Genomic DNA, 18,699 nt, shown 5'->3' with positions numbered 1-18,699 from the left:
CGGTGGCCGCCGATCCGAGGGTGGCGCCGCAACGGAGACAGACCGCCATGGCCAAGCAGAAGACGCTGCACGACGCCTTCTACGAGACCCTGAAGGACGTCTACTACGCCGAGAAGCAGTCGGTGAAAGCCCTCAAGAAATCCGCCAAGGCGGCGGAGCACGGGGAGTTGGCCCAGGCCTTCGAGACCCATGCCGAGGAGAGCGCCCAGCAGGTGGAGCGCCTGACGCAGGTGTTCGAGATCATCGGCAAGCCCGCCCGCGCCAAGACCTGCGAGGCGATGCAGGGCATCGTCTCCGAGATGGAGGAGGATCTCGAGGATTTCGAGGGCAGCCCCGCCGCCGACGCGGTGCTGGCCGCCTGCGCCCAGGCGGTGGAGCATTACGAGATCGCCCGCTACGGCACCCTGAAGACCTGGGCGTCCCAGCTCGGCTACGCGGACGCCGCCAAGCTCCTGGACGAGACCCTGCAGGAGGAGAAGAAGACCGACGCCCTGCTGTCCAAGATCGCCACGTCGATCAACACCGCCGGCACGCCCGGCGACGATGCCGAGCCGCCGGCCGAGCCGCCGAAGGCCAAGGGCAAGAAGGCCGCCTAGGCCCAGGAAGGCCGCCTAGGCCCAGGAAGGCCGCCTAGGCCCAGGAAGGCCGCCTAGGCCCAGGAAGGCCGCCTAGGCCAAGGACGAGAAGGCCGCCTGAGCGCTCCCAAGAGAAGGCGCCGCTCCCGCGCATCATCCCGAGCGGTGCGTTCCGGCTTTCGAAAAGAGATGACGCCAAACCAAGGGCCTAGCGCCGCGTCCTGGTTCCGATATCCAGGACGCGGCGCTAGGCGCCGCCGGCCCCGCCCGTCCTGCGCCGCCGGGACGCGCCGCGGGCGAGAGGACCGGTTAACGACAGCCTCGATCTTCCGACGGGGACGAATAACGCGATCGATCAGCCGAATACCCAAAATATTTAAATCGATACTCGAATATATCTCCTACCTGTCGGATGATGCCAACTGCATTCGTCCGAGATTGGAATCCGTTCTGCAGATTCGATTATGCTTATTCATTGAGCAGAGAGAGTCAGCGTGCTAGGGCGTCGCCAACCGCGACAGCGGCCAGACCGGCGCAGGCAGCATTGACCGCGCGCCCGGTGACCGACACCGCTGGATTGGCTTCCGATGAGACTCCTCGACGACATCAAGATTCTTACGAAGATCGTCGCGCCCCTGGCGATCACGACCCTGATCAGCGCGATCACCGTCTTCTACGCGCTCAGCACGATGTCCTCGATCCAGGCACGCAGCAGTTACGTCGGGGATTATCTGGCCGGTCGCCTGACGGGGCTCCAGAACACCCGGATCCATCTGGGCGACGCCGCCCTCATGAACCGCAACATGATCATCGGAAAACCGGAGGTCGACCTCGTCGCGTTCAAGAGCCGCTACGACGAGGCCGCCAAGGCGACGCTCGACGCCCTCGACCGTCTCATCGCCGCATCGAAGACCGACGCGGAGAAGGCGAAGATCGAGACCATTCGCGCGGCCGCCGCTTCGGTGTTCGAGATCGTCGCGCGCAGCAACCTCGCGGCCCTCAAGGGCGACCGGGACGGGGCCATCCAGATCTCGGTGAAGGACGCGCAGGCGATGCGTCAGGCGTTCCACACGGCGATGCAGGGGCACATGCAGGAGGTGGAACGGCAGATCGACGACGGCAAGCGCGCCACCCAGGCCGAGGTCGAGCGCGCGGGCACCATCCTGATCGTCACCGCCGTGGTCGGGCTGCTGGCCGCGCTCGGCGTCGCCTGCGGGATCGCGGTGCTCGGGGTCACGCGCCCCCTCGACAGCCTGGTGGCCGCCCTGCAGCGCATGGCGGGCGGCGAGAGCGGCACCGCCCTCGCGGTGGCGGCCCGCCGGGACGAGATCGGCGCGGTCGGCCGCGCGGTCGAGGGCATCAAGGCCATGGTCGCCCGCAGCGCCGCCGAGGAGGCGGAGCGCAGGCACGCGGACGAGGCCGCCGCCGCCGCGCAGCGCAAGCGCTCCATGATGGACCTCGCCGACGCCTTCGAGCGGGCGGTGGCCGGCATCGTCGGGCTGGTCTCGTCCGCGGCCGCCACCCTGCAGGAGACCGCCCGTCGGATGTCGGCGACCGCCCAGGAGACCGCCGAACAATCCACGGCCGTGGCCGTGGCCGCCGAGCAGGCCGCCGCCAACGTCAACACGGTGGCGGCGGCCACCGAGGAACTCAGCAGCTCGATCCAGGAGATCAGCCGGCAGGTGACCGGCTCGACCGACCTCGCCCAGAAGGCCGTCGGCGAGGCCGATCAGACCGCGGCGCTGGTGGGCGCGCTGAGCGAGGCGGCCACCCGGGTCGGCGACGTGGTGCAGCTGATCTCCGGCATCGCGGCCCAGACCAACCTGCTGGCGCTCAACGCCACGATCGAGGCGGCGCGGGCCGGCGAGGCGGGGCGCGGCTTCGCGGTCGTCGCCGCCGAGGTGAAGGAACTGGCGAACCAGACCGCCAAGGCCACCGGGGAGATCGCCGGGCAGATGTCCCAGATCCAGGGCGTGACCGGCGAGGCGGTGGGGGCCATCGGCACGATCATGGGCCGCATCCGCGAGATCAACGCGGTCGCGGCGACGATCGCGGCGGCGGTGGAGCAGCAGGGCGCGGCCACCCAGGAGATCGTACGCAATGTCGGCCAGGCGACAGCCGGAACGCAGCAGGTCACCGGCAACATCGCCGGCGTCGCCCAGGCCTCGGAGCAGACCGGCCGGGCGGCCGACCACGTTCTCACGGCGGCCACGGACCTGTCGCGCCACGCCGAGCAGCTCTCGGCCGAGGTCGAAAGGTTCCTCAGCACCGTGCGGGCGGCCTGAGGGACCGGGTTCCGGCCCCGGCGATCTCAGTTCGGCGTCGCGATCGCGCTCAGCGGCGTCCAGTAGCAGCGGTCCTGCGCGCCCTCCGGGGCGAGGCAGCCGTAGCTCATCGTCCGGGATTCCAGCCGGACCGCCTCTCCGGGCTTCCAGGACCGGCACTCGCCGCTGGCGAGACTGCCCCGCAGGAGTTGCCCGAAGCCCGACTCGTCGCCGGCCATGACCAGCTTGAACAGGCGGTCCGTGACCTCCTGGCTGTGGCAGCCGAACCGCCCCTGGACGATCGTCTCGGCTGCGGCGGGCCGGGACAGGGACGCGGCGAGCGCGAGGGCGGCGAAGGCGGGGAGGGCGAGACGCATGGGCGGAACATATCCGCCGGTCGGGGCCTGTCGAGCCCTCGGGGATGGCCGCGCCCCGCGCAGGATCGTCGCGCCGGCCCGGCCCATCGTCCCTTCCGAAAGCCGGCCACCCCCTTGCTGGACGATGCGCTCGCTTTCCGATCCGCATCGTCTCGTTCCGAAAGCCGGTCTCCACCTTTCGGGACGATGCGCTACCCGGTCCGATGATCCCCCTCGTCGCGCTTCGCCGCCTGCCAGGCGGCCTCCATGGCGGACAGGTCCGACCGGCCGAGGTCCCCGCCGGCCGCCCGCAGGTGCGCGGCCATGGCGGCGAAGCGGCGCTCGAACTTGGCGGTGCCGTCGCGCAGGGCCGCCTCCGGATCGATCCCGGCATGGCGGGCGAGATTGGCCACCGAAAACAGGAGGTCGCCGATCTCTTCGGCGACGGCCGTCCGGTCGGCCGCCGCCAGGGCCTCGGCGACCTCGTCGGTCTCCTCCCGGACCTTGCCGACCACCTGGGCGGCGTCGTCCCAGTCGAAGCCGTAGGCGGCCGCCCGCCGGGAGATCTTCTCCGCCCGGGCCAGAGCCGGGAGCGCGCGGGCGACCCCGTCCAGCGGGTCCGGCGCGGAGTCCGCCGCCGCCCGGGCCGCCCGCTCCTGCGCCTTGATCGCCGCCCATTGCGCCTCGACCTGCGCCGGATCGCGCAGCGGCGACCCCGCCGGCAGCAGCGTCCCGTCCGGCGCGAACACGTGCGGATGGCGGCGCACCAGCTTGTCGCCGATCGCCCGGGCTACGTCGTCGAACGCGAAGGCGCCCTGCTCCTCGGCCATGCGGGCGTGGAACACCACCTGCAGGAGCAGGTCGCCGAGTTCGTCGCGCAGGTCGTCCCGGTCGCCGCGCGCCACCGCGTCGGCGACCTCGTAGGCCTCCTCGATCGTGTAGGGCACGATGCTGGCCGGGGTCTGCGCCACGTCCCAGGCGCAGCCGCGGACGGGGTCGCGCAGCACCGCCATCAGGCCCAGGAGCCTGCCCAGGGGGGTCTCCGCCGGCGCGCCCCCGGTGGGCGCCCCGGCGCCACCGGATCGGCCCGTCTCGCGTGTCTCGCTCATGCCGGTGGCGTTAGCGCATCGCCCCGGAAACCGGAACCGGAACGATGGGCGGATGTCGCGACGGGCATCGCGTCCGTCGAACGCCGACGACCGCCGGATTCACGCGCACGCGTCAGGTCCGGACGGCGCGCTCGCGCACCTGCTCGGCCTGCAGGGCGTTGAGATAGCCGGTGAGGCGTCCGCTGACCGCGGGGTCGGCGCATTGCACCCAGAGCGGGGCCGGCAGGGCCCGGACGGGCAGGCGCAGCAGGAACGCCTCGGCCGACAGGGCCGCCTCCCGCTCGGAGGCGGCGGCCAGCAGCCGGGCCCCTGCCTGCGTGCCGATCAGGATCGCGATCGTGGCCATTGGTGATCATCCGCTTTCGGACGACAACGGCACGAGAGCCGCAAGTGTTGCGCGGCAAGTGTTGTGCTGGAAGTGTCGCGCCGGATTCAGCGCGCCGGGCGGATGCAGATCATGAGAACGCGCGATCCCGCGCCGGGGGCTGCCCGCGGGTGTGACCCGGGGCCTCGTCCCGAAGGGCGGTTGCCGGGACGGCGCGCACGGGTCGCAGCCGGCCGCTCCGGGACGTGCGCGCCAGGCCGTGCGGGGTCTTGTTCCAGCGTTCGGGGGCGCGGACCAGCTCGATCAGCGCCAGCCACGCCGCCACGCTGACCAGGAGGAAATAGGCGGGCATCAACGGGACCGATTGGGCGAGGTCGCCCCAGCCGCGCCGGGCGCAGCCGAGCAGGGCCGGGAGGATCAGGGCGACGAGCCCGGTCCCGAACAGGGTGATCGCGAGCCCCGTGGCGAGATTGTCGAGGAAGACGGGGGCGGCCGGGATCTCGCGGACCAGGAAGGCCCAGGCCGCCGCGGCGAGGCACACCGGATAGGCCAGCGCCGAGGCGACGGTGCCCGGAACCAGGGCCACGGCGCAGAGCATGTCCAACGCCCCGAGGCGGCGCGCGTTGGCCAGCGGATGGCGCCCGTGGGTGAGGCTGGTCTGGACCAGGCCCTTCAGCCAGCGGGTGCGCTGGGCGAGCCACGGCCCGAACCGGGCGGGCGCCTCCTCGATGGTCGCGCTCGGCGGGTCGCCGACCGTGTAGCCCGCGAGCGCCAGCCGGATCCCGAGATCGGCGTCCTCGGTCACGTTCGCGGGGTCCCAGCCGCGCAGGGCCCGCAGCACCCGGGTGCGCAGATGCATCGAGGTGCCGCCGAGGGGGACCGGCAGGCCGCACCGCGCGAGCGCCGGGTTCAGCACGTCGAACAGGCCGGCATATTCCAGGGCGAAGGCGCGGCTGAGCCAGGAATCGCCGGCATTGTCGATCACGAGCCGGCCCTGGAGGCAGGCGGTCCGCTCGGGCAGGCGCGCGAACAGCGCGGCGGCCAGCCGCAACTGCCCGGGATCGGGGGCGTCCTCGGCGTCGTAGACGGTGAGCAGGTCCCCGCGGGCGAGCGGCAGGGCGGCGTTGAGCGCCCGCGGCTTGGTGCGCGGGCCGCCCGGCGGCACCGTGATCACCTCGAACCGGGCGGGCAGGGGCACGCGGGCGAGCGCCGCCCGGGTCTCCCGGTCGCCGGCCTCCAGCAGCAGCTTGATGTCGAGCTTGGCCGGGGGATAGTCGAGGGCCGCCAGCGCCCGGAGCAGGGCCGGCACCACCGCCGCCTCCCGGTGGAGGGGGACGAGGATCGTGTAGACCGGGAGGTCGGCGTCGGCGAGGGGCGGCACCTCGGCCGTCACCGGGGCCGCGATCACCAGGGCGGCGATGCGGAAGGTCGTCATGGCCAGGAACAGGCTCTGCCCGGCCAGCAGCACCGCGCGGGCGAGGGGCGCCGGGAGCGCCGCGCACAGGCAGAGCCCCGCGGCGAGGGCGAGGGCGAGCACCAGCAGCCCCCAGTAGGCCGGCTCCCGCGCGGTCGCGCGCTCGGGCGCGTGCCGCGCCAGGTCGTTGGCCGCGTGATCCGCCACCTGCCCGGGGATCGCGGCGAACACGGCCTCGCGCAGGTGGGTCGGGCTGGTCAGGGCCGGCAGGCCGGTCCGGCGCGGGCGGTCGAGCAGGTCGGCGATCACCCGGCCGCGGGGCGCCAGCACGCAGGGGACAACCGACGGGACAACCGACCCGAGCGCCAGGGGCGCGAGACCGGCGACCAGGCTCTCGGGGAAGCGCAGGCCCGGGCCGAACGGGATCGGCCCGTCGAGGTAGGGGGTGCCGAGCGCCCAGGCCAGGGCCCGGTAATACGCCGCCTCGTCCATCAGGCCGGCATTCAGGAGCGCGGTCGCCGCGTCGGTGCCGGCCGCGGCCGCGTCGGCGGCCGCCCGGTCCAGCAACCGCCCGTCCACGCCCTCGGCGCGCAGGAACGCGATCTCCGGCGGCAACGCGTGGGGAGGCTGGAACGGCACGCCGGCGCTCCCCCGGTGGCCCCAGGTCGTGATAGAGGAGGGGGGTGAGCCAGTCCCCAGCCCCGCGCTCCGAGAGGAGCACCGCCCCCGCCCCGCCGTCAAGAGGCGGGCGGACAGGATTCCCATGGCGGGTCGCGGCGGTCGTGGTCGCCGCCGCCCTCTGCACCGGACCGCGCCCCGCCGCCGCCGCCGCGCCGCCGGAGCCGCAGAGTGCCACCCCTGGCACCCCCGCCGTCACGGTCCCGGATTTCTGGAACCCGCGCAGCCGCGGCGAGCGGGTGGAGGCGCCCCAGACCGGCCGGGCGGTCCGCTTCCTCACCGACGACGAGTTCCCGCCGCTGCACTTCGCCGGCCCCGACGGCAACCCGACGGGTTTCGTGGTCGAGCTCGCCCGGGCCGTCTGCGAGAAGCTGACGATCCCCTGCACGGTGCAGGCGCGCCGCTTCGACACCCTGCTCGACGCGCTGGACGGCAAGCAGGGCGACGTGGTCGCGGCGGCGATCCCCCTGACGGCGAAGCTGCGGGAGAAATTCCTGACGACCCGGCCGTATTTCCGGTGGCCGGCCCGCTTCGCCGCCCGGGCCGACAGGGGCCTGCCGCTCCCCTCGGCGGCGGCGCTCGCCGGCCGGAGCGTCGGCGTGATCGACAACAGCGCCCACGCGGCCTACCTCAAGGCCTTCTTCCCGAAGGCCGTCCCGAAGGACTTCACCGATCTTGCGGCGGCCGAGGGTGCGCTCAAGCGCGGCGAGATCGACTACCTCTTCGCCGACGGCCTCAACCTCGCCCTCTATGTCGGCGGCCAGGAGGCGGACGCGTGCTGCGCGCTCACCGGCGGCGACTACCTGGAGAACCGCTATTTCGGCGAGGGGATCGGCCTGATCACCCGCCAGGAGGACGCGGCCCTGTCCCGGGCGCTGGACGACGCGCTGCAGCGGGTCTGGGACGACGGGAAGTACACCGAACTGTACCTGCGGTTCTTCCCGGTGAGCCCGTTCTGAGGGCTTTCATCGCGGCGGGGAATCGGGAACCCTGCCCGCCGGGCTTCGGCTGTCGGAGGCACCATGACGGATCTTCTCGAACAGGCCGTGGCGAAGGCGCGCGACCTGTCTCCGGACCTGCAGGACGCGATCGCGCGCCTGATGCTGGCCTTCGTGGGGGATGAGGACTCGGTCTACCAGTTCACCCCGGAGGAGGCGGCGGAGCAGGACGAAGCCGACGCCGAGGAGGCCCGCGGCGAATATGCCACCGATGCGGAAGTCCGCGCCATCTGGGCGAAGTATGGCCTGTGAGGCTGCGGCTGACCCGCACCGCCGCGCGCCAGCTCGATCACGTGCTGGCCGATATCACGCGCCATCATCCGGCGGGTGCCGACGCCGTCCTGCAGCGGATCGGCGCGTGCTTCGAGCTCCTTCTCCGACATCCCTATGTTGGCCAGACGACTGACCGGCGTGGCATTCGGCGCATCGTCGTGACACCTCACCCCTACATCATGACCTGTCGCGTCGGTTCCGATGAAGTCATCGTGCGCAGCATCCGGCACACGGCGCGGCGGCCGATAGCTTGAGCGACACGCCCGCAACAGGGCGCCTGCGGGTGAGCGGGTCTTCGCATTGCACCGCCGGGCGTTCCGCTCCGGTGCGAACCGCTCTAGGGTGCGCGCGTCCACATCGCGTTCATCCCAGAAGACATGCAAGCCGCGCCCCCAGCCCTGACCCTCGACCCCGACACCATCGAGGCCGCCGCCAACGCCGCCGCCTGGCCCTTCGAGGAGGCGCGCAAGCTCGTGGCGCGGCTGGAGAAATCCGGCAAGACCGAGGTGCTGTTCGAGACCGGCTACGGCCCCTCGGGCCTGCCGCATATCGGCACCTTCGGGGAGGTCGCCCGCACCTCCATGGTGCGGCACGCCTTCCGGGTTCTGACCCGCGACGCGGTGCCGACCCGGCTGCTCGCCTTCTCGGACGACATGGACGGGCTGCGCAAGGTCCCCGACAACGTCCCGAACCGGGCGATGCTCACCGACCATCTCAACCAGCCGCTGACCCGGGTGCCGGACCCGTTCGGCACCCATGACAGCTTCGGGGCGCACAACAACGCCGAGCTGCGCCGCTTCCTCGACGCCTTCGGCTTCGCCTACGAATTCGCCTCGGCCACCGACTACTACAGGGCGGGCCGGTTCGACGCGGTGCTGCTGCGGGTGCTGGAGCGCTACGATTCCGTGATGGAGATCATGCTGCCGTCCCTGCGCGCCGAGCGCTCGGCGAGCTACTCCCCGTTCCTGCCGCTCCACCCGGTCACCGGCCACGTGATGCAGGTGCCGATCGACGCGGTGAAGGCTGAGAGCGGCACCATCGTGTGGCGTGATCCCGCCACGGGCGAGCGCTACGAGACCCCGGTGACCGGCGGCCACGCCAAGCTGCAATGGAAGCCCGACTGGGCGATGCGCTGGGTGGCGCTGGGCGTCGATTACGAAATGGCCGGCAAGGACCTGATCGATTCGGTCAAGCTCTCCGGCAGGATCGCCCGGGCGCTCGGCGGCGAGCCCCCGGAGGGCTTCAACTACGAACTCTTCCTCGACGAGAAGGGCCAGAAGATCTCGAAGTCGAAGGGCAACGGCCTGACCATCGACGACTGGCTGAAATACGGCACGCCGGACTCGCTCGCCCTGTTCATGTACAACAAGCCCCGCGAGGCCAAGCGGCTGTTCTTCGACGTGATCCCGCGTCACGTGGACGAGTATATCGGCTTCCTCGACCGCTATGCCGGCCAGGACGCCAAGCTCCGGCTCGGCAACCCGGTCTGGCACCTGCACGCCGGCAACCCGCCCGAGCCCGAGCGGGTCGAGGGCGCGAGCCTGACCTTCGCGATGCTGCTCAACCTCGCCGCGGTGGCCAACACCGAGGATCCGGCCGTGCTGTGGGGCTTCATCCGCCGCTACGCGCCGCAGACCGGGCCGGAGACCCATCCGGGCCTCGACCGGCTGGTGGTCCACGCGCTGAAGTACTTTTCGGATTTCGTGCGGCCCGCCAAGACCTACCGGGAACCGACGCCCGAGGAGCGGGCGGCCCTGGCGGACCTCTCGGAGACGCTCGAGGGCCATGCCGGCTCCACCGATCCGGAGGCCCTGCAGGCGGCGGTCTACGAGGTCGGGCGGCGCCACTTCCCCGACACGTCCGGCAAGGCCAAGAGCCCGGACGGGCGGCCCGGCGTGTCGCAGGCCTGGTTCACGAGCCTGTACAACGTGCTGTTCGGCGAGCCCCGGGGCCCGCGCTTCGGCTCCTTCGTGGCGCTCTACGGGGTGGCGGAAACCCGCGCGCTGATCGACGCCGCCCTGTCCGGCGCCCTGGTGGCCGAGCACGAAGCCTTCGCGGCCGGCGGGACGGTCGCGTGAGCGGGGTGATCATCGACAGCCTCGCGGCGCTGGAGGCGATCTACCACACGCCCCCGGCGCCCGCCTCCACCGCCAAGGTGGCGGCCTCGGTCACACCGGATTACGCGGCGCTGATCGCCGCTTCACCCTTCGCGGTGCTGGCGACGAGCGGTCCCGAGGGACTCGATTGCAGCCCGCGCGGGGACGGCCCGGGCTTCGTGCGGGTGGCCGATCCGCGCACGCTGATCTTGCCCGACCGGCGCGGCAACAACCGGATCGATTCCCTGCGCAACATCGTGCGCGATCCCCGGGTGGCGCTGCTGTTCCTGATCCCGGGCTCGGGCACGACCCTGCGGGTGAACGGCACGGCCCTGATCTCGGCCGATCCGGATCTGCTGGCGTCCTTCAGCGTCGACGGCCACGCGCCGCGCACGGCCCTCGTGATCCGGGTGGACGAGATCTACTTCCAGTGCGCCCGGGCGATCATCCGCGCCCGGCTGTGGGATCCGGAATCCCGCGTCGATCCGGCACGCCTGCCGAGCCCGGGGGCGATCCTGGCGGCGCTCACCGCCGGAGAGATCGGCGGCCAGCGCTACGACGCGGAATGGCCGGAGCGGGCGGCGAAGACGATGTGGTGAGGACTGGGTTCGGCAGCCGCCGACGCTATGCGACGCCGAGAAATAGCGCGAGTGACCGCGTCACGGCCAACAGGGTCACGTCATCGAGCCGCCCGATCGGCGGCCCGACTTTCGCCCGCCTGACCGTCATGACCTTGTCGATCTGGACCTGAGACGGCCTTTTCAAGCCGTTTTGAGGTGTTGGCTGCACGGACAGCCGGATCAGCGGGGCATCCACTTGCGTCGACGAGAGCAGCAGGACCGTCACCGAGTTGGTCTGCACGAAGGTGTCGGCCTGGATCACGAGTGCCGGACGCGGCTTTCCGAAATCCCCCGCCATGGCGACGGTGACGAGATCGCCGCGTTTCACGGCTCGGCCGGATCGTCGAGATCGGCGAGCGCGGCGTCGAGGAAGGCGTTCAGTTCGTCATCGGCCGCATCGGCCTCCGCCACCAGCAACGACTGGCGCCGGCATTCCTCGGCGAAACCTGGCTGGCTCGAATCCGGAACCCAGATCTGCACCGGCCGAAGCCCGGCCGCGCGCAATGCCTCTCGACGCTTCCGAACTCTCTCGACGACCGGCGTGCCCATCCGAGTCTCGCATCCAGTTACATGTAACATGTAAGAACGCGGGTCGAACTCCGTCAAGGCGAGGAGGGCGAAGACGCGGCCCGTCGCGTTTTCGTAGCCCCCGCCGTCTCACCCCACCAGCGCGAGATCCTGCGTCTCGGTATCCGGGATCACGTCGACCTCGACCTTGAGGCGCTGCTTGCCCGAGCCGCTGACGATGCCGTCGACCGGCGCCACGTCGCCGTAATCGCGGCCCCGCGCCACCACGATGTGGTCGTCGCGCACGGCCACGCCGTTGGTCGGGTCGAGGCCGAGCCAGCCCGCGCCGCACCAGACCGCCACCCAGGCGTGGCTCGCATCCGCCCCGCGCAGGCGCGGGCGGCCCGGCGGCGGCACGGTGCGCAGGTAGCCGCTGACATAGGCGGCCGGCAGGCCCATGCCCCGCAGGGCGGCGATCATCACGTGGGCGAAGTCCTGGCAGACCCCGGCCCGCAGGGCGAAGGATTCGGCGAGCGGCGTGTAGACGGTGGTGGCCTTGGAATCGAAGCGGAAATCGGCGCCGATCCGCAGCATCAGGTCGTGGGCCGCCCCGTAGGCGCTGCGGCCGGGCGTGAAACTCGGCCTGGCATAGTCGGTCACCGCAGGCAGCAGCGGCACCCGGCCGGTCGGGAACAGGAAGTGCACCGGCGCCCGGCCGCCGAGCTCGCGCCCGGCCACCACGGCGTCGCGGACCCGCTCCCAGGGCATGCCGGATTCCGGCGGCGGCGGGGTCGGGCGCTCGACCCGCACGGTGGAAAGCGCCTCGACGCTGAAGGTGGTGTGGGGCACCTCCAGGGTGATCGCCATCGCGTCGATCCCGAAATAGTCCCGGCGCATCACCGCCGTGGTCGGGCTCGGGTCGATGGTGACGGCGCTCGCCAGCACGCTCTGCCCCTCGCCGTCCTGCGGCTTGAGCCGCAGGGCGCAGCGGGCGAAGCGCACCGCCCTGCCGTAGCGGTAGGTGGTGCGGTGGCGCAGCGTGTAGATCATCCCGGCGGCCGCGCGGCGCGGCAGGGGCTGCAGACCGTCCCCGTGGCGAGGGCGTTGCCGGCGCAGGTCATCAAGCCAGTCCCGTCAGCTTCTCGGGGCGCAGGGCATTCGGCCCGGTGGGGAAGTAGCGCGCCGCGATGCCGTCGGCGAGGCGCTCCAGGTCGGTCTCCAGGGCGGTGAGGCGCACGGCGTCGAAATCGGCGGCCTCGCCGCTGCGCAGCTCCGCCAGGATCCGGGAGGCGAGGCGGCGATGCGGCTCGGGGATGCCGTCGGCCGAGAGCGCCGGCAGGTCGTCGAGGTGCCGGGCGATCGCCTCCGCCTGGAAGGCGATCGAGCGCGGGTTGTAGGGGTCGAGCACCACCATGTCGCGCACCGGGTCGAGGGCCGCCCCCTGCAGGTAGCGCCGCCCGTAGCTGATCTGCGAATCGCAGAGCGACAGCATCACCCCGAGGCAGCCCGGGGTCGCCTCGTCGTTGGCGAAGGCCAGCGCGAAGGTGCAGGTGTTGATCGCCCGCTCGATCCGCCGGCCGAGTTCGACGAAGTGCCAGCCCTCCGCCCGGCTCATGTTCTCGTGGGTGAGGCCGGAGAGCGCCGCGAGGTGGCTCAGCGCCCGCTCGGCGCGGCCGGCGAGCTGCGATTCGGTCAGCGCCCGATCGGGATCGAGGGACAGGAGCTCGTTCAGGTCGGCGAGCACCCGCCAGGCCTCGCCGGAGAGCCGGGCGCGCAGGGCGGCGACGTTGCGGCGGGCCGAGACGATGTGGGCGCGGGCCGAGCCCGCGCGCTCGCGCCCGGCCAGGGCCTCCTGGGCGAGGCGGGCGGTGGGCAGGTCGGCCGCGCCGGTGGCGCCCCATTCGTGCAGGAGGGCGCGCAGCGCCAGGGCCGCCGGGGTGTCGAGGGCGCCGGAGATGTCGGCCCCGACCGCGTCGCCGACGCTGCGCAGATGGGCCAGCACCAGCCGCATCACCGCCTCGGCGCGCTCCAGGTAGCGGCCGAGCCAGAACAGGCCGTCGGCGGCCCGGGCGGGCAGGTGGCCGCCGACCCGCCGCACCCGCGGGGCCGCGTGCGATCCGATCAGGGGCGCGGCGACCGGCTTCTCCGACAGCACCCAGACATCGGCGGAGCGGATGCCGAGCCGCATCTCGATCGGGTCGACATCCGCCCCCTCCGAGACCCGGCAGAAGCCCCCCGGCATCACCTGCCAGCCGAGCGGCGTCCGGGTGGCGAAGACGCGGACCACGAAGGGGCGGGGCACGAGGGTGAGGCCGTCCGCCCCGCGCTCCCAGCCCGGCATGGTCGAGAGCGGCGCCGCCTCCTGGGCGACGTAGTCGAAGGGCCGGTCGCGCAGGGCCGCCACGACCTGCGCGCGCTCCGCCGCCAGGGCCGGGCCCGCCAGGATCGCGTCGCGCCCCGCCCCCCGCTGGGGCGTGGCGGCCGGGCGCAGGATCAGGCTGTCGAGGTTGGCCTGCGCGTGGGCGAGGCCCTCCAGGTCGCCGCACCACCACGCCCGGGGGTGGCCGAGCCGCAGGGGCTCGCCCCGCAGCCGGCGGGCGATGCCGTCGAGATACGGGGCGAGCGCCGCCGACTCGACCAGCCCCGAGCCCGGCATGTTGGCCATCACCAGGGAGCCGTTGCGCAGGGCGTCGAGGATGCCCGGCACGCCGAGCCGCGAGGCCGGGTTCAGCTCCAGGGGATCGAGGAAGTCGGCGTCGATCCGCCGCCACAGGGCATCGGCCCGCTTCAGGCCCGAGACGGTGCGCACGTGCAGGCGGCCGTCCTGCATGACGAGGTCGTCCCCCTCCACCAGCATCAGGCCGAGATAGCGGGCGAGCGCCGCCTGCTCGACATAGGTGCTGCTGTAGGGGCCCGAGGTCAGCAGGCAGATCCGCGGGTCCGCGCGCTCGGCCCCGAGCGCCAACCCGTCGCGGAACGCCTGGAAGAAGGCCGGCAGGCGCTCGACATGGAGATCCTGGAAGAAGTCCGGGAAGGTCCGGGCCAGGACCATGCGGTTCTCCAGCGCCCAGCCGAGGCCCGAGGGCGCCTGAGTGCGGTCGGCCAGCACCTGCCAGCGCCCGTCCGGACCCCGGCCGAGATCGGCGGCGTAGAGCTTCAGGTAATGGCCCCCCGGGGGGACGACGCCGTGGAGCGGGTGCAGGAACTCGGGGGTGCCGGCCACGATCGCGGCGGGCAGGAGCCCCTCCTCGACCAGCCGGCCCGGGCCGTAGACGTCGGCGAGGATCGCCTCCATCAGCTCCGCGCGCTGGACGATGCCGGCGCTCAGCGCCTCCCACTCCGCCCCCTCGATCACCAGGGGCAGGCAGCCGAGCGGCCAGGGGTGCTCGCGCTGGTCCCCGGCGATGCGGAAGGAGATGCCCGCGTCCCGGATGTGCCGCTCCGCCGCGACGAAGCGGGCCGTGATCTCCGGCTCCGTGAGGCCGCCGAGCTGGTCGAGCAGGCGCGGCCACGCCCCGCGGGGCTGGCCGTCCGGGCCCAAAAACTCGTCCGGCCGGCCCGGGGCGGGGCGGTAATCCGCCGTCCAGCGGGCGACGCGCGCCCGCGGGTCCTCCGCCGGCTCGGTCCGGGCGAGGCTTGCCGCGAGCGCCGCCTCCATCACGGCCCCCCGGTCATTGCGGCTTGCGGATCCACACACCGGGTTCGGGAGCGCAGTCCGCTCATCGTTGAGGCGGTCCGGAGCCCCCACGCGCCCACCCTTCCCTCTTTGTGAGGGAGGGAGGCCCCCGAAGGCGGTTGGGTCGGGACGAAGTCCCGCAAGGGGGGAGCGACGCTGCAGAACGAGGCACCGGCCTGCATGAAGGTTGCGCCCTCTTCGGAAGCCGGGTTGCCCTCTCCCGACCCGGCCTGACGGCCGGGCCATCCTCCCCCGCAGACGGGGGAGGGAGGGCGCGTAGGAGGTCTGGTCTGCCCCCTCCATCGACCGGACCACGATCCCGACCCGGATGCCTGAACATCGGGGATCATTGCGGGACCGGTGTCCGCAGGTCGAGGGTCAGCGGGAACTCGGCGCTGGCCTCGGCACGCGGCATCTCGACCCGTCCCGGCGTGTGGCCGAGGGGCTCGAAGCGGGCGAGGCGCCTTCCCTCCGCCTCGTAGGCGTTGACCGGGTGGGTCTCGTAGTTGCGGCCGCCCGGATGGGCGACGTGATAGCGGCAGCCGCCGAGGGACCGCCCGCTCCAGGCATCCAGGATGTCGAAGGTCAGGGGCGAATGGGCCGGGATCGTGGGGTGCAGGGAGGAGGCCGGCTGCCACGCCTTGAAGCGCAGGCCCGCCACGGCCTCGCCGCCGCGGCCGGTGCCGGCCATGGGCAGGCGGCGGCCGTTGCAGGCGATGACGTGCCGCCCGGGCACGAAGCCCTCGACCTTGACCTGCAGTCGCTCGACCGAGCTGTCGACGAAGCGCACGGTGCCCCCGCTGGTCCCTTCCTCGCCCATCACGTGCCAGGGCTCCAGCGCCTGGCGCAGCTCCATCCGGACCCCGCCCTGCTCGACCGTGCCGAAGACGGGGAAGCGGAACAGGGCCTGCGCCTCGAAGGCGACCGGATCGAAAGCGTAGCCCGCCACCCGCAGATCCTCCAGCACCGAGAGGAAGTCGGACCAGAGGAAATGCGGGAGCATGAAGCGATCGTGGAGGTTCGTGCCCCAGCGGACACAACCCCCGGTCTGCGGCTCGCGCCACAGCCACGCCACCAGCGCCCGCAGCAGCAGCTGCTGGGCGAGGCTCATGCGGGCGTCCGGGGGCATCTCGAAGGCCCGGAACTCCAGCAGGCCGAGGCGGCCGGTGGGCCCATCCGGGGAGTAGAGCTTGTCGATGCAGATCTCGGACCGGTGGGTGTTGCCGGTGACGTCGACCAGGATGTTGCGGAACACCCGGTCGACCAGCCAGCGCGGGATGTTGGGCGTGTCGGGGGCCGGGATCTGGGCCAGCGCGATCTCGAGCTCGTAGAGCCCGTCGTGGCGGGCCTCGTCCATGCGCGGGGCCTGGCTGGTCGGGCCGATATAGAGGCCCGAGAACAGGTACGAGAGCGCCGGGTGGCGCTGCCAGTAGAGCACGAGGCTCTTCAGCAGGTCGGGCCGGCGCAGGAACGGCGAATCGTCTGGGGTGACGCCGCCCATGACCACGTGGTTGCCGCCGCCGGTGCCGGTATGGCGCCCGTCGACCATGAATTTTTCCGCGCCGAGCCGGGTCTGCCGGGCCTCGGCGTAGAGGTCGGTGGTGATCGCCACCGCCTCGCGCCAGGAGGCGGCCGGGTGGACGTTGACCTCGATCACGCCCGGATCGGGGGTGACCTTGATCAGGCCGATGCGCGGGTCGTAGGGCGGCTCGTAGCCCTCGATGTGGATCGGCAGCTTCAATCCGGCGGCGGCCGCCTCGAGATGGGCGGCGAGTTCGAGATACTCGTCGGCCCGCTGGGTCGGCGGCATGAACACCCGCACGATCCCGTCCCGGGGCTCGATCGCCAGCGCGGTGCGCACCGCGACGCCGGTGATGCCGGCCCCGTTGACGACGGTCCTGGCCATCGGGTCACCGGCGAGCGGGCCGCGGGGCTCCAGGGGGTCCTGGGGCTGGTAGTAGGGATAGTGCTCGGGCGGCACGTAGGGCAGGGACGACAGGGGCAGCCGGAAGCCGAGGGGCGAATCGCCCGGCACCAGGAAGGCCTGGCCCCGGCGGAAGTCCCACATCTCCGAGATCCAGACCCGGTCGGCATCGCCGTCCTTGCCGGTGGGCAGGCTCGCCAGCGGCAGGACGTAGCCCGCCGGCTCCCCGAGGCCGCGGGCATAGACCCGCTGGAACCGCGCGTCGAACTCCACCGAGCCGGACCGGGCCGCGGCCGGCGTGACGTTGACCGGCAGTTCGGCGGTCTTTTTCTCCCAGAGGTCGCCGTCCTCGAAGGCCGGGATCACGTAGTCCGACAGGCCGAGGCGGCGGGCCAGCGCGTCGGCGAGCGCCCGGGCCTGCGCGATGGTGGCGGTGCCCGCCTCCCCCGCGGCCATCTCGGGGGCGATCAGGGCCGGGTCCGTCCAGATCGGCTTGCCGTCCTTGCGCCAGTACAGGGCGAAGGCCCAGCGGGGCAGGCTCTCGCCGGGATACCACTTGCCCTGGCCGTAATGGAGCAGGCCGCCCGGGCCGAACCGGTCGCGCAGGCGCCGGATCAGCTGGTCGGCGCGGCCGCGCTTGGTCGGGCCGACGGCGGCGATGGTCCATTCGGGCGATTCGAAATCGTCCACCGACACGAAGGTCGGCTCGCCGCCCATGGTCAGGCGCACGTCCTGCGCCGCGAGGTCGGCGTCGACCCGCTCGCCGAGCGCGTCCATGGACGCCCAGACCGCCTCCGAGAACGGCTTGGTGATCCGCGGCGTCTCGGCGACCCGGGTGATGCGCATCGCGAAGTCGAAGGTGGTCTCGGCCGGCTCCATCGCCCCCGAGATCGGCGCCGCCGAGCGGTAATGCGGCGTGGCGGCCAGCGGGATGTGGCCCTCGCCGGTGAGCAGCCCCGAGGTGGCGTCCAGGCCGACCCAGCCGGCGCCCGGCAGGTAGACCTCCGCCCAGGCGTGCAGGTCGGTGAAGTCCGCCGACGCGCCGGTCGGGCCGTCGACCGCGGTGGTGTCGGGGACGAGCTGGAGCAGGTAGCCGGAGACGAACCGGGCGGCGAGGCCGATCCGGCGCAGCACCTGCACGAGCAGCCAGGCCGAGTCCCGGCAGGAGCCGCTCTTGAGGCGCAGGGTCTCGGCTGGCGTCTGGACGCCCGGCTCCATGCGGACGCCGTAGGCGATCTCGCCGGCGATCAGGCCGTTGAGCGCCACCAGGAACAGGACGGTGTTGGGCTCCTCCGGGAGCCGGGCGAGGAGCGCCTCCATCTCGGGGCCGTCCGCGTCGACCAGGGCGCGGTAGGGCGCCAGTTCCTCCGCGAGGTCGGGATCGTAGGCGAAGGGGTGGGTCTGGGCGTAATCCTCGACGAAGAAGTCGAACGGGTTGATCACCGCCATGTCGGCGGTGAGATCGACCTCGATCTTGAGCTCGTCGGCCTTCTCCGGGAAGACGAGGCGGGCGAGCCAGTTGCCGCTCGGGTCCTGCTGCCAGTTCAGGAAGTGGTTGGCGGGGGTCACCTTGAGCGCGTAGGCCGGGACCTTGGTGCGCGCGTGCGGGGCCGGGCGCAGGCGGATCACCTGGGGACCGAGGCTGATCGGCCGGTCGTAGCGGTAATGGGTGACGTGGTGCAGGGCAGCTTTGATCGACACGATGGCTCCATCGGAAGGATCGAACGCGGTCTCGTCGCCGGTCCCGGGCGCCGCGGCGGGCCGAACGCCGGCCCCCGCCGGGCGGTTATGCGACACAGACCGCGTGACAAGCAATTTCCATGCGGCGCCCTTCCGCCGCCGCGCCCCGGCCGGAACTTTGCCGCCCGGCCCCGCTTGACCGCC

The 18,699-nt window shown here is 72.5% G+C and carries 16 protein-coding genes; 7 read left to right on the top strand and 9 right to left on the bottom strand.

The window, feature by feature from the left end; translation table 11 throughout:
• The first annotated feature begins 47 nt into the window (after positions 1 to 47).
• Together AC3IF3_RS25760 and AC3IF3_RS25755 are read left to right on the top strand one after the other, a co-directional pair.
• Positions 48 to 596 carry a YciE/YciF ferroxidase family protein gene (locus tag AC3IF3_RS25760; RefSeq protein WP_243970977.1) on the top strand — a complete coding sequence of 183 codons (549 nt, stop codon included), beginning with the start codon at positions 48 to 50 and terminating at the stop codon, positions 594 to 596.
• 566 nt (positions 597 to 1,162) lie between these two features.
• Positions 1,163 to 2,860, top strand: coding sequence for a methyl-accepting chemotaxis protein (locus AC3IF3_RS25755; protein ID WP_489230806.1), 1,698 nt, complete (start codon positions 1,163 to 1,165; stop codon positions 2,858 to 2,860).
• 26 nt (positions 2,861 to 2,886) lie between these two features.
• Here AC3IF3_RS25755 and AC3IF3_RS25750 read toward each other — a convergent pair whose 3' ends face one another.
• The 4 genes from AC3IF3_RS25750 to AC3IF3_RS25735 form a co-directional block, all read right to left on the bottom strand.
• A complete protein-coding gene (locus AC3IF3_RS25750; RefSeq protein WP_243968231.1) occupies positions 2,887 to 3,216 on the bottom strand; it encodes a hypothetical protein in 330 nt (109 codons plus the stop codon).
• A gap of 191 nt (positions 3,217 to 3,407) precedes the next feature.
• Positions 3,408 to 4,304, bottom strand: a complete 897-nt coding sequence (gene mazG / locus AC3IF3_RS25745; RefSeq protein WP_489230804.1) for a nucleoside triphosphate pyrophosphohydrolase — start codon at positions 4,302 to 4,304, stop codon at positions 3,408 to 3,410.
• Positions 4,305 to 4,416: 112 nt separating this feature from the next.
• On the bottom strand, positions 4,417 to 4,650 hold the full coding sequence (locus AC3IF3_RS25740; protein WP_243968234.1) for a hypothetical protein: 234 nt from the start codon (positions 4,648 to 4,650) through the stop codon (positions 4,417 to 4,419).
• Between the two features lie 109 nt (positions 4,651 to 4,759).
• Positions 4,760 to 6,682, bottom strand: a complete 1,923-nt coding sequence (locus AC3IF3_RS25735; protein WP_489230803.1) for a glycosyltransferase — start codon at positions 6,680 to 6,682, stop codon at positions 4,760 to 4,762.
• A 44-nt stretch (positions 6,683 to 6,726) separates the two neighbouring features.
• Here AC3IF3_RS25735 and AC3IF3_RS25730 point away from each other — a divergent pair, with 44 nt between their 5' ends.
• From AC3IF3_RS25730 to AC3IF3_RS25710, 5 genes are all read left to right on the top strand, one after another.
• Positions 6,727 to 7,680 carry a transporter substrate-binding domain-containing protein gene (locus AC3IF3_RS25730; RefSeq protein ID WP_489230802.1) on the top strand — a complete coding sequence of 318 codons (954 nt, stop codon included), beginning with the start codon at positions 6,727 to 6,729 and terminating at the stop codon, positions 7,678 to 7,680.
• 63 nt (positions 7,681 to 7,743) lie between these two features.
• A complete protein-coding gene (locus AC3IF3_RS25725) occupies positions 7,744 to 7,971 on the top strand; it encodes a hypothetical protein (RefSeq protein ID WP_489230801.1) in 228 nt (75 codons plus the stop codon).
• Complete coding sequence (locus AC3IF3_RS25720; protein WP_489230800.1) at positions 7,968 to 8,246, top strand: type II toxin-antitoxin system RelE/ParE family toxin; 279 nt, start codon at positions 7,968 to 7,970, stop codon at positions 8,244 to 8,246. Before AC3IF3_RS25725 ends, AC3IF3_RS25720 begins: the two co-directional genes overlap by 4 nt.
• Positions 8,247 to 8,369: 123 nt before the next feature.
• Complete coding sequence (locus AC3IF3_RS25715) at positions 8,370 to 10,070, top strand: lysine--tRNA ligase (RefSeq protein ID WP_489230799.1); 1,701 nt, start codon at positions 8,370 to 8,372, stop codon at positions 10,068 to 10,070.
• A gap of 5 nt (positions 10,071 to 10,075) precedes the next feature.
• Complete coding sequence (locus AC3IF3_RS25710) at positions 10,076 to 10,687, top strand: pyridoxamine 5'-phosphate oxidase family protein (protein ID WP_489231370.1); 612 nt, start codon at positions 10,076 to 10,078, stop codon at positions 10,685 to 10,687.
• 25 nt (positions 10,688 to 10,712) lie between these two features.
• On the opposite strand, the gene AC3IF3_RS25705 is transcribed toward AC3IF3_RS25710, so the two are convergent.
• The 5 genes from AC3IF3_RS25705 to AC3IF3_RS25685 form a co-directional block, all read right to left on the bottom strand.
• Complete coding sequence (locus AC3IF3_RS25705; protein ID WP_489230798.1) at positions 10,713 to 11,036, bottom strand: type II toxin-antitoxin system PemK/MazF family toxin; 324 nt, start codon at positions 11,034 to 11,036, stop codon at positions 10,713 to 10,715.
• The gene (locus tag AC3IF3_RS25700; protein ID WP_243968240.1) at positions 11,033 to 11,257 is read right to left on the bottom strand and encodes an antitoxin MazE family protein; all 225 of its coding nucleotides are present in this window, start codon (positions 11,255 to 11,257) and stop codon (positions 11,033 to 11,035) included. The genes AC3IF3_RS25705 and AC3IF3_RS25700 overlap by 4 nt, the downstream gene beginning before the upstream one ends.
• Positions 11,258 to 11,365: 108 nt before the next feature.
• On the bottom strand, positions 11,366 to 12,265 hold the full coding sequence (locus tag AC3IF3_RS25695; RefSeq protein ID WP_489230797.1) for a transglutaminase family protein: 900 nt from the start codon (positions 12,263 to 12,265) through the stop codon (positions 11,366 to 11,368).
• A gap of 70 nt (positions 12,266 to 12,335) precedes the next feature.
• Positions 12,336 to 14,873 carry a circularly permuted type 2 ATP-grasp protein gene (locus AC3IF3_RS25690; RefSeq protein ID WP_489231369.1) on the bottom strand — a complete coding sequence of 846 codons (2,538 nt, stop codon included), beginning with the start codon at positions 14,871 to 14,873 and terminating at the stop codon, positions 12,336 to 12,338.
• A gap of 364 nt (positions 14,874 to 15,237) precedes the next feature.
• Positions 15,238 to 18,516 carry a transglutaminase family protein gene (locus AC3IF3_RS25685; RefSeq protein ID WP_489230795.1) on the bottom strand — a complete coding sequence of 1,093 codons (3,279 nt, stop codon included), beginning with the start codon at positions 18,514 to 18,516 and terminating at the stop codon, positions 15,238 to 15,240.
• Between the last annotated feature and the right edge of the window lie 183 nt (positions 18,517 to 18,699).

The organism is Methylobacterium sp. J-118 (assembly GCF_057836565.1).
This window is presented reverse-complemented; position numbering and strand designations above follow the sequence as displayed.

Bases quoted from the DNA above. Each gene is read 5' to 3' on its own strand.
- AC3IF3_RS25760 (WP_243970977.1), top strand. From the start codon at position 48: ATGGCCAAGCAGAAGACGCTGCACGACGCCTTCTACGAGACCCTGAAG.
- AC3IF3_RS25755 (WP_489230806.1), top strand. From the start codon at position 1,163: ATGAGACTCCTCGACGACATCAAGATTCTTACGAAGATCGTCGCGCCC.
- AC3IF3_RS25750 (WP_243968231.1), bottom strand. From the start codon at position 3,216: ATGCGTCTCGCCCTCCCCGCCTTCGCCGCCCTCGCGCTCGCCGCGTCC.
- mazG (WP_489230804.1), bottom strand. From the start codon at position 4,304: ATGAGCGAGACACGCGAGACGGGCCGATCCGGTGGCGCCGGGGCGCCC.
- AC3IF3_RS25740 (WP_243968234.1), bottom strand. From the start codon at position 4,650: ATGGCCACGATCGCGATCCTGATCGGCACGCAGGCAGGGGCCCGGCTG.
- AC3IF3_RS25725 (WP_489230801.1), top strand. From the start codon at position 7,744: ATGACGGATCTTCTCGAACAGGCCGTGGCGAAGGCGCGCGACCTGTCT.
- AC3IF3_RS25715 (WP_489230799.1), top strand. From the start codon at position 8,370: ATGCAAGCCGCGCCCCCAGCCCTGACCCTCGACCCCGACACCATCGAG.
- AC3IF3_RS25700 (WP_243968240.1), bottom strand. From the start codon at position 11,257: ATGGGCACGCCGGTCGTCGAGAGAGTTCGGAAGCGTCGAGAGGCATTG.
- AC3IF3_RS25695 (WP_489230797.1), bottom strand. From the start codon at position 12,265: ATGATCTACACGCTGCGCCACCGCACCACCTACCGCTACGGCAGGGCG.
- AC3IF3_RS25690 (WP_489231369.1), bottom strand. From the start codon at position 14,873: ATGGAGGCGGCGCTCGCGGCAAGCCTCGCCCGGACCGAGCCGGCGGAG.